14 protein-coding genes and 2 pseudogenes are annotated in these 18,997 nt (G+C 59.4%); 10 read left to right on the forward strand and 6 right to left on the reverse strand.

Annotated features, from left to right (window positions below):
- Window positions 1–262 precede the first annotated feature (262 nt).
- Together ACA067_RS21360 and ACA067_RS21365 are read right to left on the reverse strand one after the other, a co-directional pair.
- A complete protein-coding gene (locus ACA067_RS21360) occupies window positions 263–724 on the reverse strand; it encodes a PRC-barrel domain-containing protein (protein WP_497458377.1) in 462 nt (153 codons plus the stop codon).
- 686 nt (window positions 725–1,410) lie between these two features.
- Window positions 1,411–2,223 (reverse strand): crotonase/enoyl-CoA hydratase family protein, encoded by an 813-nt coding sequence (locus ACA067_RS21365; protein WP_497458378.1) that lies wholly within the window; start codon window positions 2,221–2,223, stop codon window positions 1,411–1,413.
- 605 nt (window positions 2,224–2,828) lie between these two features.
- Between ACA067_RS21365 and ACA067_RS21370 the strand changes: the two genes are divergently transcribed.
- The 6 genes from ACA067_RS21370 (at window position 2,829) to ACA067_RS21395 (ending at window position 12,960) form a co-directional block, all read left to right on the forward strand.
- Window positions 2,829–5,714 carry an AAA family ATPase gene (locus tag ACA067_RS21370; RefSeq protein ID WP_497458379.1) on the forward strand — a complete coding sequence of 962 codons (2,886 nt, stop codon included), beginning with the start codon at window positions 2,829–2,831 and terminating at the stop codon, window positions 5,712–5,714.
- Between the two features lie 140 nt (window positions 5,715–5,854).
- Window positions 5,855–6,070, forward strand: a complete 216-nt coding sequence (locus tag ACA067_RS21375) for a hypothetical protein (protein ID WP_497458380.1) — start codon at window positions 5,855–5,857, stop codon at window positions 6,068–6,070.
- 116 nt (window positions 6,071–6,186) lie between these two features.
- Complete coding sequence (locus ACA067_RS21380) at window positions 6,187–7,704, forward strand: efflux transporter outer membrane subunit (RefSeq protein WP_497458381.1); 1,518 nt, start codon at window positions 6,187–6,189, stop codon at window positions 7,702–7,704.
- A gap of 30 nt (window positions 7,705–7,734) precedes the next feature.
- The gene (locus ACA067_RS21385; protein ID WP_497458382.1) at window positions 7,735–8,847 is read left to right on the forward strand and encodes an efflux RND transporter periplasmic adaptor subunit; all 1,113 of its coding nucleotides are present in this window, start codon (window positions 7,735–7,737) and stop codon (window positions 8,845–8,847) included.
- Entirely contained in the window at window positions 8,844–11,939 is a 3,096-nt protein-coding gene (locus ACA067_RS21390; RefSeq protein WP_497458383.1) for an efflux RND transporter permease subunit, read from the forward strand. The genes ACA067_RS21385 and ACA067_RS21390 overlap by 4 nt, the downstream gene beginning before the upstream one ends.
- Window positions 11,940–12,198: 259 nt before the next feature.
- A complete protein-coding gene (locus ACA067_RS21395) occupies window positions 12,199–12,960 on the forward strand; it encodes an alpha/beta fold hydrolase (protein WP_497458376.1) in 762 nt (253 codons plus the stop codon).
- Between the two features lie 125 nt (window positions 12,961–13,085).
- Here ACA067_RS21395 and ACA067_RS21400 read toward each other — a convergent pair.
- Window positions 13,086–13,368, reverse strand: a pseudogene (locus tag ACA067_RS21400) (metallophosphoesterase family protein); the annotation flags it as partial.
- 102 nt (window positions 13,369–13,470) lie between these two features.
- Here ACA067_RS21400 and ACA067_RS21405 point away from each other — a divergent pair.
- On the forward strand, window positions 13,471–14,052 hold the full coding sequence (locus tag ACA067_RS21405) for a DcrB/PsbP domain-containing protein (protein WP_497458384.1): 582 nt from the start codon (window positions 13,471–13,473) through the stop codon (window positions 14,050–14,052).
- A gap of 271 nt (window positions 14,053–14,323) precedes the next feature.
- Entirely contained in the window at window positions 14,324–14,818 is a 495-nt protein-coding gene (locus ACA067_RS21410) for a PaaI family thioesterase (RefSeq protein ID WP_497458385.1), read from the forward strand.
- Between the two features lie 163 nt (window positions 14,819–14,981).
- Here ACA067_RS21410 and ACA067_RS21415 read toward each other — a convergent pair whose 3' ends face one another.
- Window positions 14,982–15,899: a hypothetical protein gene (locus ACA067_RS21415; RefSeq protein WP_497458386.1), complete on the reverse strand. Its 918-nt coding sequence runs from the start codon at window positions 15,897–15,899 to the stop codon at window positions 14,982–14,984.
- A gap of 282 nt (window positions 15,900–16,181) precedes the next feature.
- Window positions 16,182–16,628, reverse strand: coding sequence for a MarR family winged helix-turn-helix transcriptional regulator (locus ACA067_RS21420; protein ID WP_497458387.1), 447 nt, complete (start codon window positions 16,626–16,628; stop codon window positions 16,182–16,184).
- An 81-nt stretch (window positions 16,629–16,709) separates the two neighbouring features.
- Here ACA067_RS21420 and ACA067_RS21425 point away from each other — a divergent pair, with 81 nt between their 5' ends.
- Window positions 16,710–17,876: an aminotransferase-like domain-containing protein gene (locus ACA067_RS21425; protein ID WP_497458388.1), complete on the forward strand. Its 1,167-nt coding sequence runs from the start codon at window positions 16,710–16,712 to the stop codon at window positions 17,874–17,876.
- A gap of 55 nt (window positions 17,877–17,931) precedes the next feature.
- Here the strand turns inward: ACA067_RS21425 and ACA067_RS21430 are convergent.
- Window positions 17,932–18,028: pseudogene (locus ACA067_RS21430) on the reverse strand (integrase); the annotation flags it as partial.
- A gap of 147 nt (window positions 18,029–18,175) precedes the next feature.
- Between ACA067_RS21430 and ACA067_RS21435 the strand changes: the two are divergent.
- Complete coding sequence (locus ACA067_RS21435) at window positions 18,176–18,718, forward strand: 3-demethoxyubiquinol 3-hydroxylase (protein ID WP_497458389.1); 543 nt, start codon at window positions 18,176–18,178, stop codon at window positions 18,716–18,718.
- Window positions 18,719–18,997 lie beyond the last annotated feature (279 nt).

Below are 18,997 nucleotides of genomic sequence, written 5' to 3' on the forward strand. Positions count from 1 at the left end.
ATGATCACCAACGGCATGTTCAAGCCACACGCCTGCGGCAGTCCGAGCGGAATTGATCGCTGATACCTGCTAATGGGCTTGCCCAAGGTCGTGACAATCCGTGAATCGCCCCGAATTTCCTGGACACTCGATGACCGCTTCTGGCCGACAGAACCCTTTCTCACCGCAATGCGCGCCTTAGGGTTTGGCACCCCCAATGACCAGCTTTAACATGTCGTTGTTTTGCTCGGCGCGCCTCTCTCTTCGTTTCGGATATGGACAGTTAGCTCTTGTCGATACTTTGTCTTTGAATAGTGTCGTAATCGTAGGGTTTAGTTCCATAGAAAGAATGGATTTCTGTTGCCCAAGACTCGTCGGCCATATTAGGCCAACTGTCCTTGTCAAAACCTGGTGCATTTTCCAAGCGCTCTTTCTCTACGTTTAGTACAAAGCGCTTATTTACTGTATCGAGTGTCAATGCATTCCAGGGTACCGCAAACAGTTTTTCTCCCATGCCAAGAAAGCCACCAAAGGATAGAACGGCATAACTCACTCTACCGCTGCGAACATCTAGCATGATTTCCTTAATATCCCCCAAGTCCTCTTCGTTATGGTTATAAACATCATTTCCAATGAGTGTGTCTGCCCCCATTAGGTCGGGGCCAGGCCCCTGTTCCTCGGAGCCGGTATCTCGAAGGAGGTTGGTTTTGTACATGCCATAGGTATCGCGATCTTCGTAGTTCATTGCTATCTCCTATCAGTAATTGCCAATCAATCAGAAAATGTACACACCGCCTTGATGGCTGTATTGGTGAGAGTCACCCGCTTTAGAAAAAGTCGAATTTTTTTTCTGCATGGCGACGAGTGGTTGCTGGAAAGAAAATAGTTAATCAGCTTTTAATTAGGTTGCTATCAATGTGTAATGTTTTGTGTTGTTTTTTATAGGGTCATTAAACTACATCGATATCATAGACACTTGAATGAAGCGATTTTCTATTGTGTCAACTACGTCTCCGGCTTGCATAAGACTTCATAAATATGAAGATTAAGTTTGGACCACTCCTGTAATCGACTTCGGTTAACGAAGCGAACTAACTGAATGATATTCCATATACGGAAATCCAGTAAAATCTAAAGCAGGACAAAATTGGCAGGCGAATGCCTGCTTCTGGCCGTTTACAGCCCATCGCGACAGACAGCAATCGGCCAGAAGCAGACATTCATGGATAGCCGCACTCCTCTTATGCAGCCTGTGGACGCAAGGTCAGGATGGCTGCTCCGAATCAGATGAACGTCGCCCCCCACCACCCGGGGTCACTGCTGCTAAGCTTTTCCACAATTGCTGATGCAAAAATCAGCAATCCGTCCTAGGTCAAATTTCAATCGGCAGGGTGGGTCAGTTTTTCAATCAGCTCCAATAGTCATGGTGAATCAATCCAGAAATTCGGGTTTCTGTTTGCTCATATGGGCGGCCAAGGCCACGCGCAAATCTGTGGATTGCAGCATGGCGGCGTTCCAGGTGGCCACGTATTCAAGGCCGTCGTCGATGCGATGATCGCGCATGTAGCTGATCATCTCCTTGGTACCGGTGATGGCGATCGGCGACTTGCCGGCGATCTCGCGGGCAATGCCCATCACGCCGTCAAGCAAGCTGGCACTGTCGCTGTAGACGCGATTGACCAGGCCGATGCAGCGTGCTTCCTCGGCGCCGAACAAGCGACCAGTGTAAGCCAGTTCACGCAGCATGCCGTCACCGATGATCCGCGGCAAGCGTTGCAGGGTGCCCACGTCGGCGGCCATGCCGATGTCGATTTCCTTGATCGAGAATTGCGCATCTTCGGCGGCGTAACGCATGTCGCAGGCGGCAATCAGGTCGATGGCGCCACCCAGGCAGTGACCTTGAATCGCCGCCAGCACCGGCTTGCGGCAATGGTCGACGGCATTGAAAGAGGCTTGCAGCGCCAGAATCTTGCGGCGCAGCAGTCGCGCGTTGCGGCCAACGTCCTTGCCCAGCTCATTGGCCACACCGGCCAGCATCATCAGGTCGATGCCGGACGAGAAATGTTTGCCGGCGCCACTAAGCACCACCACCCGCACTTCGTCGGTGTCGTCGATCCACTGGAAGATCTCGATGATCTCGTTCCAGAACGCGGCGTTCATCGAATTGATCTTTTCCGGGCGGTTGATTTGCACATGGGCGATGTTGTTGACCAGCTCAACGCTGAAGGCGGTGTATTGAGTCATGGCAGTGATCCTTTTGAGGTAGCGACCCCAGGTGTTTTGACCTAGGCCACCGGAGCGTTTCTAAGAGGGCTTGGTATGTGAGCACTTCTGAATCGGAACTTAGGTTGGGATGAATTTACCGGTTTGTAAATCCATGAATGCTTGGATGATTTCCTCCTCGGTGTTCATCACATTCGTGAGGCGCACAGGTCTCATCGTCAGGCAGAATCAAGGTATGCAATATTGAGAGATATTTCAATATTGATGTTTTTGTCATTAATTTTTTGAGATCATTGAAAAAGCCGTGATGAGGCCGAACGGAAGAGTTGAAATGCCAGGCCGTAACTGGCCACGTTAAGGGGAAGAAGGCTCGTGGCATGAAGTTGCGTATGTGCCAGTTTCCGACCGACGACGCTTGGCTTCAGAGCAGATCGGCGTTGTCATGGGAGCAACGACCCGGGACTGAAGTGCGTAACTGCTAGGGAGCCGAGCCAAGGTTGGAGAACAATCGGTGCAGGAAGTCAGGTCCACAGGACCAGGAAGTCGGGCGCATCGTTTTCTAGCATCGAACCCCGTGCGAATCTTTCTTCAGCGCACCACCATGTTTTAGCATTTAGGAATCAATCGTGGCGCGTCCGCAACCCCATCCGACCCCCGTACTGCTTGACTTTGGCGAGTTCGAACTCGACGAGGCCAACGCTTGGTTGTTGCGTGATGGGCAAGCGTTGGCGTTGGCGCCTACCCCTTTTCTGTTGTTGTGTGTGCTCGCACGCCAGCCGGGCTCGTTGGTATCCAAAGATGCCTTGCTGGATGCCGTGTGGGGGCATCGATACGTCAGCGAATCGGTCCTGAAAACGGCCATCAGCGATCTACGCAAGGTGTTGGGCGATGATCCCAAGCATCCTCGTTTTATCGAGACGGTGTCGCGGCGTGGCTATCGATTCATCGCCGTGTCGGTCTCTGCTTCTTCGATGCCGCCTGCATCCCCGGTGGCGGCGGCGGGTGACACGCATCCGTTGCCGTCATTCATCGGTCGCATCGACGAGATCACCAGGCTGCAACGGGCGTGGGAGCGAGCCGGTGACGGCCAGCGTGCCGTGGTTTGGCTTGCTGGAGAACCGGGGATAGGCAAGACTACGTTGATCGAACATTTTCTCGCCGGCCTTGGCGGCATCGCTTGCGCACGCGGCCATTGCATGGAGCACTTCGGCACCGGCGAACCTTACCTGCCGGTGCTGGAGGCGTTGGCCGATCTGTGCCGCAGCGACCCGACCCTGCCGCTGTTGTTGCGCGATGTGGCACCAACCTGGCTTCTGCAACTGCCGTGGTTGAGTAGCATGGAGGATCGTGACGCATTGCGGCGCGAACTGGCCGGCGTCGGCCCGGAACGCATGCTGAGGGAATTCGGTGAGTTGTTGGACCGCTACACAGAGGTGCGCCCGATGTTGCTGGTGACCGAAGACCTGCACTGGAGTGATCGGGCGACGGTCCAGCTCATCAACTACATGGCCCGCCGACGTGGCCCCGCGCGGCTCATGTGGCTGTCGAGCTTCCGCCTTGCCGAAGTGGTGGCGCTCGACCATCCGCTCAGCTCATTGCGCCACGAACTGCGTCTGCAACGCTTGTGCGAGGAAGTGGTGCTCGACCCTTTTTCGGAAACTGAAGTCGCCGACTTTGTGGCGCTGCGTTCAGCCTCACTGGCACGCGATGAAGACTTCGTGCGCGCCCTGCACGAACGGACCGACGGCGTGCCGTTGTTCGTTTCCTCAATCATCAGCGAAGTGATGGATGCAAAAGAAGACGAAACCACCATCGAAGCTCGACTGGCGGATCTGGCGGTTCCCGACAACCTAGCCGCCATCATTGATCACTACATCGCCAAGCTTGACCCGGAGCAACGTACACTCCTCTCGGCGGCTGCGGTGTGCGGGTCCGACTTCCGGATTGAGACGGTTTCGCTGGCCCTCGAGCGCAATCTCTCTTTGGTGATCGGCGCCTGTGAGGAACTGATGCGTGAGCAGGTATGGCTCACACAATCGCGGACTCCCGATGTTGACGAGGCGGTAGAGCCTCCTTACTCGTTCCGACACGCCCTTTTTCGCCAGGTGCTGTATGAGCGCACGCCGCGTTCGTTGCGCATCGATCTCCATGGCCAGGTTGGCACTGCCCTCGAACGCGAGCGCTCGGCCGGTGTGCCGGTTGCTGCCTCGGAACTGGCGATGCACTTCGACCGTGCTCGGCTGCCGATGATCGCGCTGCGCTACTACGCCGAGGCCGCAGAAGCCGCGCTACTGCACTTCAGCCCGGACTTGTGCATCGGCCTCACTGAGCGCGCCCTACTCCTTCTTATGCAGGCACCCGAAGGGACGGAGCGCGATACGCTCGAAATTACCTTGGCCACGTTGCAGGGAGTTTCGGCCTTCCACATGTTCGGTGTCGGCAACGAAACCAAGGGCGCTTTCGAACGTGCGTACACGCTGCTCGCGGATGTACCCGAACACCCCATGCGCGGTCGCCTCCTGCACGGGTTCGGCTATCTGCTCGGTCTGCGCGGCGACTATTTGCAGGCTTTGGAAGTGGCAGAGCGTGCTGAAGCTCTCTCCCTAAACGCAAACGATCAAGAGCTCATGCTGGCGGCGTGCATCGTTCAGGGCGAGGTGCATCACCTCCAGGGCCGCACAAAAACAACTCGCACTTGGCTAGAGCGCGCCCTCGCAATCGCCGAGTCGCTGGGCATAGGGTCAAACGAGATCTTTGCGGCAGATCCCCAGGTCATGCTGCACGGTATGCTGGCTATCGAGCTGGTGCGGTCTGGCCTTATCGAGCAGGGCCGGACCCATATGCAGCGGGCACGAACCCGCGCGCATACGCTTCGACAACCTATGACATGGCTGGTCGCTACCTGGCAGGAGGTGTTGATCGAAGTACGGCTGGGGAACCCTATGCGGGTGGCAGTATTGGCGGACGACATGCAGAAACTAGTCGATAGATATTCGCTCGCTCTCGGGCGCACGGCTTGCTGCTGGTGGCGCGGCTGGGCCGACGCGCGCAACGGTTCGCCGCGCGATGGCTACCGACACATCCGTGAAGCCTACGAGGAACACACCGGACTCGGTATGCGCTCCGGTGCCAGCGAGGTACTCGGCTACGCCGCCGAGGCGCTGCTACTGGCGGGCGATTACGACGCAGCGCACGTTGAATTGCAGGAAGCCCTCCGAGTGGGAGAAGAATTGGGCGAACGCGTATACCTGCCGCAGTTGTTGCTGCTGGAGGCTGCGATCGCTCGAGCTCAGGATCGGTCGGATGCCAGTAACGCGGCGGTACGGGCTGCGATTGAGGAGGCACGCGCCCAGGAAGCATCGTGGCTGGAGCTGCTAGTGCTGGTCGAGTTGTGTGAGCACCACGAGGCTACGGCCGAGGACCATCAGGCATTGGGGATGCTGATAGACCAATTGCCCGAAACGCATGGGACTGAATTGGTAAAACGGGCGCGCTCGTTGATTGAGGCCTAGGGCAGGGCCGCTGCGACGTCGACAGGTGATGACTGTTGTGCGGGCGGACGTTATCCGACCGAAATCTGACCTTTCGCTTACGACTCGGTCCCGGGGGCGGCTTACGCTGGCATCGAACCTTCTTGATCCCCAGGTCTGCAATGAGCCTTAACCCTGAATCCAAATACCCGAGCCGCCGCACATACGTCGTCAAGCTGCGCAGTGATGCCGGACCGGGTGCCCTAATGGGCCGCCTTGAAAACCTGGTCACCGGGCGTCAGCGCGAATTCTCGTCCGCCGAAGAGTTGCTGGAGTCGATTGGCCTAGATCTAGTGTCGGCAGTCAGTGAGCAGGCGACAGACAACGACCGCGAGTGACCCCTTCAACCACAGCAAACGCGCTCATGGCGACCGAACGGCGACGTTTCGCTGACGACTTCGCGCACACAGCCCCATACGCTGACGCAACCTCGAATCTACACGAGTCAACTCTAATGCCGCGACTTTCCACCACCCATCCGCTGCCCTGTCATACCGGTCGGACAACTTTGTCGCGCACCGAACGCGCGACCGGGTTCGCCATTGCGGCAGCCCTTGTCACTTCGATCTTCCTCGCCCTTTCCGGTTGCTCCACACCGGTCGTCAAGCCATCGGTCGAACTGCCGAGCAACTTCGCCGCAAGCACTGCCTCCGAGATGGAACCCGAAGCGGCCTGGTGGGAGGTCTACCACGACCCGTTGCTGACGGACCTGGTGCGCCGAGCCGCGCGTGAGAACCGCGACGTCAAGATTGCCGCCGAGCGCTTGCGTGCCGCGCGTGCCGGAGAAACGGTCAGCCAGTCCTGGCTGCTCCCGAGCGTCGGAGCATCCGTCTCCGGCAGTGACCGCAGCAGCGGCTACAACTCGGCCACGAAACAGGGTTATCCGGATACCAAGACCACCAGTGTGGGTCTGGACGTGTCGTGGGAGCTCGACCTGAGCGGCCGTCTGCGAGCCGGCGCAGCGGCGGCTGACGCCGATGCGCTAGCCGCTGAACACAGCATGCGTGGAGTGCGCCTGCTGGTGATGAGCGACGTCGTTAGCAACTACTTCACACTGGTCGGTGCGCAGCGCCAGGTCGCGACGCTTCGCGCAATCTCGGCGATGCAGGACGAGACGCTGCGCTTGGTCACCGCGCGTCAACAGGTGGGGCTGGCATCCGCCTTCGACGTCGAACGCGCGCAGACCGACGCATTGTCGGCGCGGGCGCAGGTTCCGCCGCTGGAAACCCAAGTTGCGGTGTCACGTCACCGTATCGCGGTACTGATCGCAGACCAGTCTTTCAACACCAAGGACATCCAGCCTTCAACCGGTGATTTGACCGACGTGCCCGAGGCCAAGCCCGGCCAGCCCGCCGAGCTGCTGCAACGCCGCCCTGACGTACTGGCGCTGATGGCCCAGCTCGACGCCGCCAATGCGCGACGCCAGCAAGCGAAAGCTGAGTGGTTCCCGCAACTCTTCCTCGGTGCGTCCTTTGGTCGCCAGGGCCTGAGCCTGAACGGTGCCGATCTCGGCGCTGCGCGCTTCACCAATGTCGCGGGCCTGCTGGCGATGCCGCTCTTCAACGCCGGGCGCACGCAAGCAATCAACGAAGCGGCTGAAAGTGCTCAACAAGAGGCGCTGCTGCGCGCCGAGGACGGCATCGTGCGGGCGCTTGAAGATGTGGAAAACGCCCTCGTCACGCTTGCGCAGGAACGCCGCCGCTCCGGGTCGCTTCAATTGGCCGCCGCTTCCGCAGAGACGGCACAAAGTCGCGCCCAGTCACTCTATAACCGCGGGCAAATTGACCTGTTGCCTCTGCTGGATTCGCAACGGGCGCGCCTGGCGGCACGCCTGAATGCCAACGAAAGCAACACCCGTCTGCTGCTCGATAGCGTGCAGCTCTACAAGGCACTGGGCGGGGGCTGGCAGGTGTTCGAACAACCTTCCAACCCAACCGCATCCGCCAAAGCCGACCGGCCACCACTTTCCTAAGAATCTGTCGTTTTCCAAAGAGGAACTGTCTTGAAGAATTCCCTTACTGCGGCCGGCGCCTTGGCCGTAGCGGTCATGCTGTCCGCGTGTAGCCCCGACCAGCCCACCGTGCAGGCACCACGCCCGGTGCGCACCGTTGCAATCAGCTACGACAATGCCCGCGACAGCAGTCGCTATGTGGGCACCGTACAGTCGCGACATGAAGTCGACCAGGCCTTCCGCGTGGGTGGCAAGGTAGCCCAGCGCAAGGTCGATGTAGGCCAGTTTGTGCGTGAAGGCGACATCCTGGCTCTGCTGGATGACAGCGACTACCGCCTCGCTGAAGAATCGTCGCGACAACAGTGGTCAGTTGCTGTCGAGCAGGCACGCCAAGCCGACTCGGACCGCCAGCGCCTGACCGCGTTGAAGACTGATGGCTCGGTCAGTGCCGCCGACGCCGAGCGCGCGCAGACCAATGCCCAAACCGCGCATGCGACCGCCGAGGCCGAGGCTCGAAAGCTCGAACTCGCGCGCAACCGCCTCAAGTACACCGTGCTGCGCGCCTCGCGCAGCGGCGTCGTCACGGCTGTGCGCTTTGAGGCCGGGCAGGTCGTGCCGGAGGGTCAACCGGTTGTCTCGATCGCGAACCCGGATGAATCCGAGATCGTCATCGACGTGCCCGAGGATCAGCTAGCCGTCTTCAAGGACGCGGGTTTCAAGGCCTCGCTGGCCAGTGCGCCGAACGAAACCTTCGATGTCACGCTGCGCGAGCTGTCGCCGCAGGCGGCAGTGCAGACGCGCACCTATCGCGCGCGGCTCAAGCCGTTACAGGCGCTACCGCTGGGCGCCACCGCCACGGTTATGGCCGAGCGTGAGATGACCAGTGTCTCTGTGGCGGCAGTGCCAGCCACGGCATTGACGCAAAGTGACGGTCAGCCGGCGCTGTGGGTGGTCACGCCCACGGGCAATGATCCGGCAGGCATCGTCGATCTGGAGCCTGTGACAGTTTTGGGCTACCGCAATGACGAGGTGCTCGTCTCCGGGCCGCAGGCTGGCGTATTGGTCGTTACCGCCGGCGTCCAGAAGATGACGTCCGGACTGAAGGTCGCGCTCCCCGATGCGGCGATCGTTGACGCGAATACCATGCAGCAGGCCGCCCGATGAACAACCTCAACCTCACCGACTGGGCGCTGCGCCATCGCGCCATCGTCCTGTTCATGCTCCTCATTGTCGCGGTGGCCGGCGCCTTCAGCTTCACCAGGCTCGGTCAGCTCGAGGATCCGAACTTTTCCGTGCCCTCCATGACCGCCATGGTCATCTGGCCGGGCGCCACTGCCCAGCAGTTGCAGGACCAGGTCCTCAATCGCATGGAGAAGAAATTCGAGCAGATCGACAACTTCGAAACGGTGGTCACCTACGCGCGGCAAGGCTACGCGGGCATGACACTCACCGTGCGCGGCGGCATCTCCAAGGCTGACCAGCGCGAGGCCTGGTATCAGGCGCGCAAGAAGCTCAATGACCTGAGCCTGGAGATGCCTGACGGCGTGATCGGCCCGATCCTGAACGACGAGTACGGCGATGTGTATGGCCTGATGTACGCGGTCAAGGGTGACGGCGTCGGCCACGCCGACCTGTCGGACGCAGCCGAGGACATCAAGCGCCGCATGCTGAAGGTGCCGATGGTCAAGAAAATCGACGTCGTTGGCAAGCAGGCCAAGCGTGTCTACGTCGAGTTCTCGCACGAACGTCTGGCAGCGCTGGGCATTACCCCGCTGACCATCGCCGAAAGCCTCAAGAGCCAGAACGCAATGCTGCCCGCAGGCCAGATCGACACCCGCGGCGACCGCGTCATGGTGCGTGTGAGTGGCCAATTCGCCAGCGAAGAGGCTATTCGCAACGTGCCCATCTCTGCGGGCGGCCGGCTGATAAAGCTCGGCGACATCGCGACCGTTGCCCGTGGCTTCGAGGATCCGCCGACCTACACGGTACGCCACAACGGCCAGCCAGTGCTGATGCTCGGCATCACAATGACCAGCGACGGCAACATCGTGGACCTTGGCAAGGCGATGGACACGGCCGTCGCCAAGATCCAGTCGGAACTTCCGCACGGCGTGGAGCTGGAGCTGGTGGCCGACCAACCGACCACGGTAAAGGATGCAATCCTGGACTTCGGGCGTGCGCTGGCCGAGGCGCTGATCATTGTGATCGCGGTGAGCCTGGCCAGCCTGGGCTGGCGCGCAGGCCTCGTGGTCGCGGCCACGGTGCCGCTGGTGCTGGGCGGCGTGGCGCTGGTGATGCTGGCGATGGGCTGGAACCTCGAACGCATCTCGCTCGGCTCACTGATTATCGCGTTGGGACTGCTGGTGGATGACGCCATCATCGCCATCGAGATGATGGTGGCGAAGATGGAAACCGGCATGGACCGTGTGAAGGCGGCCGCTTTTTCCTATCAGTCCACCGCCATGCCGCGCCTGACCGGCGCACTTATCACCGTCGTAGGCTTCCTGCCGATCGGCCTCTCGAAGTCCACCACCGGCGAGTACGCGGGTGGCATTTTCTGGATCGTTGGCGCCGCGGTGCTGTTCTCGTGGATCTGTTCCGGCATCTTCACACCGTACCTGGCGGTCAAGATGCTGCCCAACGACTTGGGCACGCACCAGCACGCTGATCCGCACGACACCAAGTTCTACCGCAGCCTGCGCCGCCTGATCGACGCCGCCATCGAGCGCCGTTGGATGGTCATCGGTGCGACGGTTGGCGCTTTGGTGCTCGCTCTGGCTTGTATCAAGCTGGTGCCGCAGCAATTCTTTCCCAACAGTTCGCGTCCTGAACTGGTCATTGACCTGCGTGTCAAGGAAGGCTCCTCGTTCGCCGCGACGACCGAGCAGGTCAAGCACATGGAGGAGATCCTGGCGAAAGACGAGGACGTGCGTTTCTATACCGCCTACACCGGCGCTGGCGCACCGCGCTTCTATCTCTCGCTCAACCCCGAGCTGCCCAATCCGGGTTTTGCCCAGTTCGTTGTGATGACCAAAGATCTGGATGCACGCGAGCGAGTACGTGCGCGGCTGGTGGCCTCGGTTGACCAACAATTCCCACAGGCATGGGTACGCGTGACCCGGCTCGAGTTGGGGCCACCTGTCGGCTACCCGGTGCAGTTCCGCGTCGTAGGCCCCGATACCCAGGTGGTGCGCAAGATCGCCCGTGACGTGGAGAAGGTGGTGGCGTCCAACCAAAAGGTGCGCGACCTCCAGCTCGACTGGAACGACCCGGTGCGTGCGCTGAAAGTGGAGCTTGATCAGGACAAGGCGAGCGCGCTTGGCCTCACGCCAGCCGACGTGTCATTGGCGACCCAGACCGTGATGAACGGCGCAACCCTGTCGCAGCTGCGTGAGCGCGAGGACCTGATCGACATCGTGGCCCGTGCCGTGCCAGAGGAACGCCTGAACCTCGACACACTGAAAAACATCAACCTTTACACACGCCAGGGCACAGTGGTGCCGCTGTCGCAAGTCGCACAGGTGCGCTCAGAACTGGAAGAGCCGGTACTGTGGCGCCGCAACCGCGACATGGCGATCACCGTGCGTGCCGATGTGAAGGATGGTGAGCAGGGAGTATCGGTGACACAGGAAATCCAGCCGTTGCTTAAGGACATCGAAGCCAAGCTGCCGACCGGTTACCGCATCGATGTGGGGGGAGCCGTTGAGGAAAGCGACAAGGCCAACAAGGCGCTGCTCGCGGTGGCCCCACTGATGCTGATCACCATCCTGCTGTTGCTGATGCTGCAATTGCAGAACTTCTCCCGCATGTGGATGGTAGTGCTGACCGCTCCGCTGGGCCTGATCGGTGTGGTGCCGGCGCTGCTGGTGTTCCAGTCGCCGCTGGGCTTCGTCGCCATCCTGGGCATCATCGCACTGGGTGGCATGATAATGCGGAACGCGGTGATCCTGATCGATCAAGTACAAATCGAGATCGCCGAAGGGCGCGACCCGTGGAACGCTGTGCTGGATGCCGCCATTCACCGGGCCCGACCGGTGATGCTGACGGCGCTGGCCACCGTGCTTGCGATGATCCCGCTAACGCGCAGTGTGTTCTGGGGACCAATGGCAATTGCGATCATGGGCGGCCTTACCGTGGCGACGCTGCTGACGATTTTCTTCGTCCCGGCGTTGTACGCTGCATGGTTCAAGGTGGGTCGCCAGACGGCCGCTGACACCCAACAAGTGAGGAGTGACGCCGTGGTCGCGTCTGAGTGATGAGTGATGAGTGATGAGTGATGAGTGCCGGGGGCACTATGCCCCTGACCTCACCGCAATTAGAAAGGTTTGTTCAACGCCGTTTTTGAAAACAACCGAGGTCAGCCGCGGTCCTGCGAATGTTACTTTCTTTCGCCCCTCGCGGCTCACAGGAAAGCTGATGGCGATCAATAGCTCCTGACGACAGACTGTTATCGGCAAAAAGCAGTCGTTTGGCGCCAGACGCTGTCTTAACAGCGGGTAGGCCAAGGGGGAAACCATGACAACGCGCAAATTAACCATTAAAGACTTGCAGTTGAACGTTTCAATCCGCGGCCAAGGCTCACCGCTGCTCTTGCTCAACGGCCTGGGTGGTTTGATCCGTACCTTCGATCCCCTGCGCGATGAATTGGTGGACTACAGGACCATTACGTTGGACGTGCCCGGGGTCGGCAAATCGCAAATGCCCCACTGGCCGATGCGTCTGCCGCGCCATGCCGACCTGATCGCCGAGATGCTCAAGCAATTGGGAATCGACCAGGTCGATGTGTTCGGCCTCAGTTGGGGCGGTGCGTTGGCGCAAGAATTCGCCCTGCGTTACCCGAGCATGGTGCGCCGGCTGATCCTCGCGGCGACCTCGGCCGGCCCGGCGATGCTGGTGAAGCCCGCCGACATCCTGGGTTTTTTTGGCAGGAGTAAAAGCGCCAAGCTGCGCAAGCAAGAAGGCTCGCGCGATTCGATACAGACGCTACTGCGCTTCGGTATGGTGAACGGCATGCTCACGGTCAACCCGCGAACCTATTACCACCAGCTCACCGCCTTGGTCGGCTGGACCAGCCTGCTGCGGCTGTTCCGTCTGCACCAGCGCACGCTGATCCTCACCGGCGAACGCGACACCCTGGTGCGGCTTTACAACGCGCACATCCTGCGCCGCGCCATTCGCCGTGCCGAACTGCACGTCCTGCAGGGCGAGGGGCATTTTTTCGTGGTGACCAGCGCCAGGCGAACCGCCGAAGCGATACGCGAATTCCTCTGCCAATAGCACGGCAATGAAGAGCCCGCGCCGATGATCGCCAACGGCATGTTCAAGCCACGCCTGCTGCAATCCGAGCGAAATTGATCGCTGATGCCTGCTAATGGGCTTGCCCAAGGTCGTGACAATCCGTGAATCGAAACCAGCCGCGGCTCAATCGAACCATCAAGCACCTCAAGCAACGCCAGCGTCACCGGTAGCTTGAATCTGCGTCGCCCCGCGCTGCCTGGATTGAGGTACAGCCGTTCACCGCGCCATTCAATGCGTGGCTTATGCGAATGGCCGGTGATCACCAGCTTTATCCCGGCATCCAGCTCGGCCGTCGCCGGCGTGGATGATCCGCGCGCAACCTTCGAGGGCCGCCAGGGCTTCGGCGCGGAGCAAGCCATGGGTATCGGAGATTACGCCAACTTTCATTCAGGGCTCCAAAGCAGGCTCAAGCCAATCGGATCTCCTGCATGATCCTCGGTTTCGGGCACACTTGCAGGATCATTCAGGGATTCACTAAAAGGAATTACGATGCGATCGTTCAGCCGCAAGCTAGTCATGTTGTGTTTGGTCTTCTCGGTTCAAGGCGTTGCAGCGGTTCATGCTGCAACGGAACAGCCAGCGAATGAGGCAAGTACTCCCCAGAGGATTTCCGTGCTCGCGGGCAAACTGAGTTACACATTGCCGCAAGGTTATGTCGAGCGCGAGTTGCCTGAGCTTGATGCGAAGGCCAGAGCCAGAGGCATGACGGGCACGTTGTATGTCAACGCCGCACAAAAACGCATGGTGGTGGTGACTGAAACCCCGGTGCCGGAAGGATCGATTGTGGGGGATAACGATGAGGAGTTTCTGCTGGGATTGGCAAACGGCACCATCAGCAAGCATGAAAGCGGATATAAGGACTTCAGGATTCTGCGTGAGAAAGAGGTGGTCAAAAAGAACGGACTTGGCATTCTCGAGATTGATGCCTACGGAACACTGGGCAACGATCAGCTCCTCAACACCACGCTATTGGCGGCCTCTGGAAGGACAGCGGCCTATATCCACTTGATTTCCCCCCGCGACACCCGCAAGGCCCATATCGAATTGATCAAGGCGATCATTGGTGAATGACTGTTCACAGGCGCGTGACGCAGTGGGGCTTCGGCTATTTCCGGAGCGCGTCTTTACTTCACCAGTCGCTTTTCCTTGGATGTACGCGGTGCCTTCACGTCCTTCGCGGGCAGCCTCGCTCCCACATAAAAGCTCTACCCGGTTCCATGCTTGGGAGCGCGGCGTCGCAGACGGCCGGCAGCTGCTTGTCTCTGGAAAATCGATACCAAGCCCCAATCCCCCAGACTGAGGTTAAAATACGCAAAGTTTACTTCCCTGAGGATGACAAGACATGTCCCCGCTCGAAACCTCCCTGCAAGACAGCGCCGCGCCGGAAGGCGTCTGTTACGGCTGCGGCGGCAGCAACCCGCACGGGCTGCACATCAAGAGCTTCTGGCATGAGGACGGTGTGCATGTCATGGCCGAGCACAGGCCCGAAGCTAAGTACTGCGGCTGGCCGGACCTGGTCTACGGCGGCCTCATCGCAATGCTGGTCGATTGCCATTCCAACTGGACCGCGATGGCCTATCACTACCGGCTGGAACAACGCGAGGCCGACAGCCTTCCGCGCATCAACTGCGTCACCGGCAACCTTGGCATCAAGTTCATCAAGCCGACCCCCATGGGCGTTCCGCTGACGCTGCGGGCGAAGGTCGAGGGGGATGTCGGACGCAAGACCCGGGTCATCTGCGAAGTGTATGCGGGGGACGTGCTGACAGCGGTTGGCGATTCGGTTTTCGTTAGAGTCGATACCGGGCAATTGGCCGATGCGGCTCACGGGCGCTAGCGGGCTTTAGCGACTCCGAACACGGCCCACTGTAGGAGCAAGCTTGCTCCGGGCGGCGTTCCGACGATGGTCGTTAACGATAACGCAGGCTTACTGGCTAAACGCGGCGTTCCTGAGAAACAGAGCACTGGCCGACGCTCGCATCGACCAGTGCCCTGTCCCCTCAAACCAGAACCTTCGCACCCTCCCCGCGCTCTACCTCTTCAACTTCCAGCACCGCATCCAGCGTATTGAGAAACAGGTCATGGCTCAAAATCCCGGTAGCAACAGTCGACAGTACTGCGCTCCCGGTCTCATCCTTGATCACCACCTTCTCGGACCACGCGCTCAGATCCAACGTGCGCAAGGTCGACATCGGCACCTTACGCCCATCCACCTCCAGAAAACTGCGCGTAACCACAATCGACTGAGTCTTCACATCGAGGAACTTGCCACTCATCCGCTTGCCCCAGACCGCGCCGCTGCCCAAATACCTGAAAGTCACCGAACCTCCCGCTGCCAGCGCATCCAGCACCACCGGCAGGCGGGCACGGACATGCAGCTCGCGCACTTTCTGCTGGAACGCCTGAAAGCCCTTGAGGGATTCGATAACCCGGTGAAAAGGCTCATTGGCATTGCGCCGGTAGGCCAGGTTGGTGATCAACCCGGAGATTGCCGACTGCCCGGAGCTGAACAGGTACAGGTCCTCGATCTCGGCGAAAGGAACGAAGTCCTTCGTCGCCCCGCTGATATGAGTGATGCCCTGCTCGTAGACTTCATAACTGGCCTGGCGCTGTCGCTTGTGCCACAGGTGGATGCCAAACAGGACCACGGCGATAACAGCGAGGAAGGCACTGACGGCATAGATCAGCATCTGCGGGCTGGAAAAATCCAGCGTCATGCCACGGCTCGTCGTCAGGCTGGCAGACCCGGCATTGCCCGCGGGCAGAATCGTGCCCAGGTACAACACGAAACACGCCAGACCCAACATGACGAAACCGAAAATCAGCGTGAATACCACAAAGCCCTTGCCGTGACGGTAGGTTGCAATCAATTCGCCGGTGGCCGCCGTAGATGGAGATGGGGATGGGGACTGTTGCATGAGGTTCTTGCTTCCTTGTAAGAGTGACAGAAGGCGCGCCGAATCCAGGCTGGCCTCGCCGATGAATCCGGCGCCGATTGAGGTAGTGCTGACTGGAGTCCAGTCATCCCATGGGGTGGGAACTGGTTTGAGTATGGTTGGGGTCAATCGTTCAGAAAGTGGTGCCGTGGGGTCGATTGCAGCCCCCCGTAACGGGCAGCAATCGGCCCAAAAGCAGCCGTTGAGCCAGTCAAGTTATGGATATTGCGCAGTCGCAAGTGACGCTCAGCGTGGGAACGAGCGTTACTCTGCCGGCACTTGGGTTTTCCCCAGCGCCAGATTTACTGCCAACCACCCATTCACCGCCGCCTCCCCAGCCTCGGCAAACACCCGCTCCAGCAACTTAACCTGCTCGCGCCGCAATGACTGTTCGAAGCGCGCGCCATCATCCGTCAGTTCCAGCAGCCGTTTACGCTTGTCGGTCTCCGACGCGACGCTATTCACCAGATGCATTTCCAGCAACTGACGAAGGGGAATGTTCAGCGCCTGCTTGCTGACGCCGAGCAGCGCCAGTAATTCCTTAACGCTCAGGTTTGGGTAACGGGCGACGAAAAACACGATCCGTTGATGTACCCGGTTCAAGCCTCGACGTTCGAGCATTTCGTCGGCCTTGGCGGTAAAGGCCTGGTAGCCAAAGAAGAACGCTTCCATGGCCTGTTGCTGGGTGCCGGGGTTTTTAAGGTCAAGCATATTGACGTTTCCGCGAAGATTGTCGTAAGTTCGGTCAACTAGTTTGACTCATTCTCCCCAAGCCTCGCTACTGGTGACCCCATGGCATTCTCCGAACGTGTCTCGCGCCTTAAAAGTTCTTTGATCCGTGAAATTCTCGCCGCGGCCCAACGCCCGGAAGTGATGTCGTTCGCTGGCGGGTTGCCGGCCGAAGCCATGCTGCCCAAAGTAGAGTGGACGGACATGCCAGTGTCCATGGGCCAATACGGCATGAGCGAAGGTGAGCCGGCGCTCCGGGAGGCGCTGGCCGCAGAGGCCCGTGCGTTAAGTGTGCCCTGCGAGGCGAGTCAGGTGCTGGTGGTGAGCGGTTCTCAGCAAACCCTCGACCTGGCGGCCAAGCTGTACATCGACAAAGGCACCGAGATTCTGCTGGAAGCGCCAACCTACCTGGCGGCGTTGCAGATCTTTCAATTGTTCGGCGCTGACTGCATAACAGTTCCGCAGGAGGCAGACGGCCCTGACCTGGCGCAACTGCGCGCGCGCCTGGAAAAACACAAACCGGCGTTCATCTATTTGATCCCGACGTTCCAGAACCCTTCGGCCGTGCGTTACAGCGAAGCCAAACGCGATGCCGTGGCAGCGTTGCTTGATGAGTTCGGGGTGACGTTGATCGAGGATGAGCCGTATCGCGAGCTGACATTCGACGGCGACAACGCAACGCCAATCGTCAGCCGCTTGAAGAAGGCCAGCTGGATCTACACCGGTACCGTGTCAAAAACACTTCTGCCGGGACTGCGAGTCGGCTACCTGATTGCCAGTACGGACTTGTTCCCGCACTTGCTGAAACTCAAACAATCGGCCGACCTCCACACCAATCGGGCCGGTCAGTGGCAGGCGCTGCAATGGATAGGCACCGACAAATTCCAGCGTCACCTGAGCGAGTTGCGGGACTTCTACCGGGTTCGTCGAGATGCATTTCAAACTGCATTGGAAGCGCACTTTTCCAATCTGGCGGATTGGAACGTGCCGCAGGGCGGGCTGTTTTTCTGGCTGAGGCTCAAGCAGCCGTTGGATACCCGCACACTGCTGAATGCTGCACTGGCGGCGGATGTGGCATTCATGCCAGGTGAACCGTTCTTCCCCGAACCGGACAACAATCCGGGGTATATGCGCCTGAACTTCAGCCACATCGATCCTGCACGGCTGGACGAAGGGCTCAAGCGGCTGGCAGCAGTGGTGAGTCATGCCCAGGCGGCACAAGCAGCCTGAGGTTGCTTGAGAGAGATGTAATCGCCATAGGAGACGGCCTTTAACAATCCGTTCTCCTGCCACGCTTTGACTATTCGAGCGTATTGTCTGGTGTAGAGATGGTCTGAGTCGTGCAACCGGGTCGGAAACAAGAAGTCCTTGGAAGCGGTCTGTCAGCTGCTTAAAGATCGGCCAAATCGACGATGGTGAGGGGCCGCCCTGTGAACTCACTTGCTTATCTGCCTGGCGTTACAGCACGATGCCGGCTCAAGAGCAAGGACAGGCCCGATGACCAAGCCCCTCGAACAAGAAATCTCAATGTGAATTCACCAGACTACACGGCTAAGGGCGAAGACCTCGGCAACCGCATGATGAAAGTTGACCATGCGGGCGAGCATGGTGCGATCTGTATCTACAGCGGACAGTTGTTTATGGCCCGGCTTTTCGTCCCGGGCATGGTGAATGAACTCAAGGAGTTTCTCTCCCACGAGCGCCGCCATCGGACGGTTTTTCAGGAGGAGCTGCAACGTCGCAGTTATCCCCGCTGCCGTAGTTATTGGTTGTGTGGCATCGGCGGCCTGGCGTTGGGTCTGGTTACTGGCATCTGTGGCCGCAAAGCCATTGTCGCTACTACCGTCGCGGTTGAAAGTGTGGTGCTCAAGCACCTGGCTCATCAACTTGATGTGCTGGGCGATATCGATCTCCACGCGGTGGCGGCCATTACTTCGATTGTGGAGGAGGAGCAGCACCATCATGACCACTCGGCAGCGCAGATTGATGTGCGCGATCCCTGGTTCCGGGTACTGACACCGATGGTGACTGCATGGACTGAAGCCGTAATCTGGATGGGTATGCGTTCTTAGAAAGCAGGTGTAATTATCCCGTCGATGTAGATGCCAGTGCGCAGAGGCTTTAGCTCAGGCGATCCCTGCATTTCTCGTACTTCAGAAACGAAAAAACCGGCTAGCGGCCGTACTGGATGTCCCCGGCATGGCAAGCGCTGGCATTGGGAGATTTGCCCGTCGACAAACTGCTCGGCCAATAGCTGCCCTTCACGATGGGTAGCATCTGCAGGTGACGTGACGAGCTGGATCAATACTTGGGTTGAAGCTATACCGAAAGGGTTCAGAGTGGGGATGGAC

This window comes from Pseudomonas sp. LBUM1674, assembly GCF_059695635.1.

Bases quoted from the DNA above. Each gene is read 5' to 3' on its own strand.
- ACA067_RS21360 (WP_497458377.1), bottom strand. From the start codon at position 724: ATGAACTACGAAGATCGCGATACCTATGGCATGTACAAAACCAACCTC.
- ACA067_RS21365 (WP_497458378.1), bottom strand. From the start codon at position 2,223: ATGACTCAATACACCGCCTTCAGCGTTGAGCTGGTCAACAACATCGCC.
- ACA067_RS21375 (WP_497458380.1), top strand. From the start codon at position 5,855: ATGAGCCTTAACCCTGAATCCAAATACCCGAGCCGCCGCACATACGTC.
- ACA067_RS21380 (WP_497458381.1), top strand. From the start codon at position 6,187: ATGCCGCGACTTTCCACCACCCATCCGCTGCCCTGTCATACCGGTCGG.
- ACA067_RS21390 (WP_497458383.1), top strand. From the start codon at position 8,844: ATGAACAACCTCAACCTCACCGACTGGGCGCTGCGCCATCGCGCCATC.
- ACA067_RS21395 (WP_497458376.1), top strand. From the start codon at position 12,199: ATGACAACGCGCAAATTAACCATTAAAGACTTGCAGTTGAACGTTTCA.
- ACA067_RS21405 (WP_497458384.1), top strand. From the start codon at position 13,471: ATGCGATCGTTCAGCCGCAAGCTAGTCATGTTGTGTTTGGTCTTCTCG.
- ACA067_RS21410 (WP_497458385.1), top strand. From the start codon at position 14,324: ATGTCCCCGCTCGAAACCTCCCTGCAAGACAGCGCCGCGCCGGAAGGC.
- ACA067_RS21415 (WP_497458386.1), bottom strand. From the start codon at position 15,899: ATGCAACAGTCCCCATCCCCATCTCCATCTACGGCGGCCACCGGCGAA.
- ACA067_RS21420 (WP_497458387.1), bottom strand. From the start codon at position 16,628: ATGCTTGACCTTAAAAACCCCGGCACCCAGCAACAGGCCATGGAAGCG.
- ACA067_RS21425 (WP_497458388.1), top strand. From the start codon at position 16,710: ATGGCATTCTCCGAACGTGTCTCGCGCCTTAAAAGTTCTTTGATCCGT.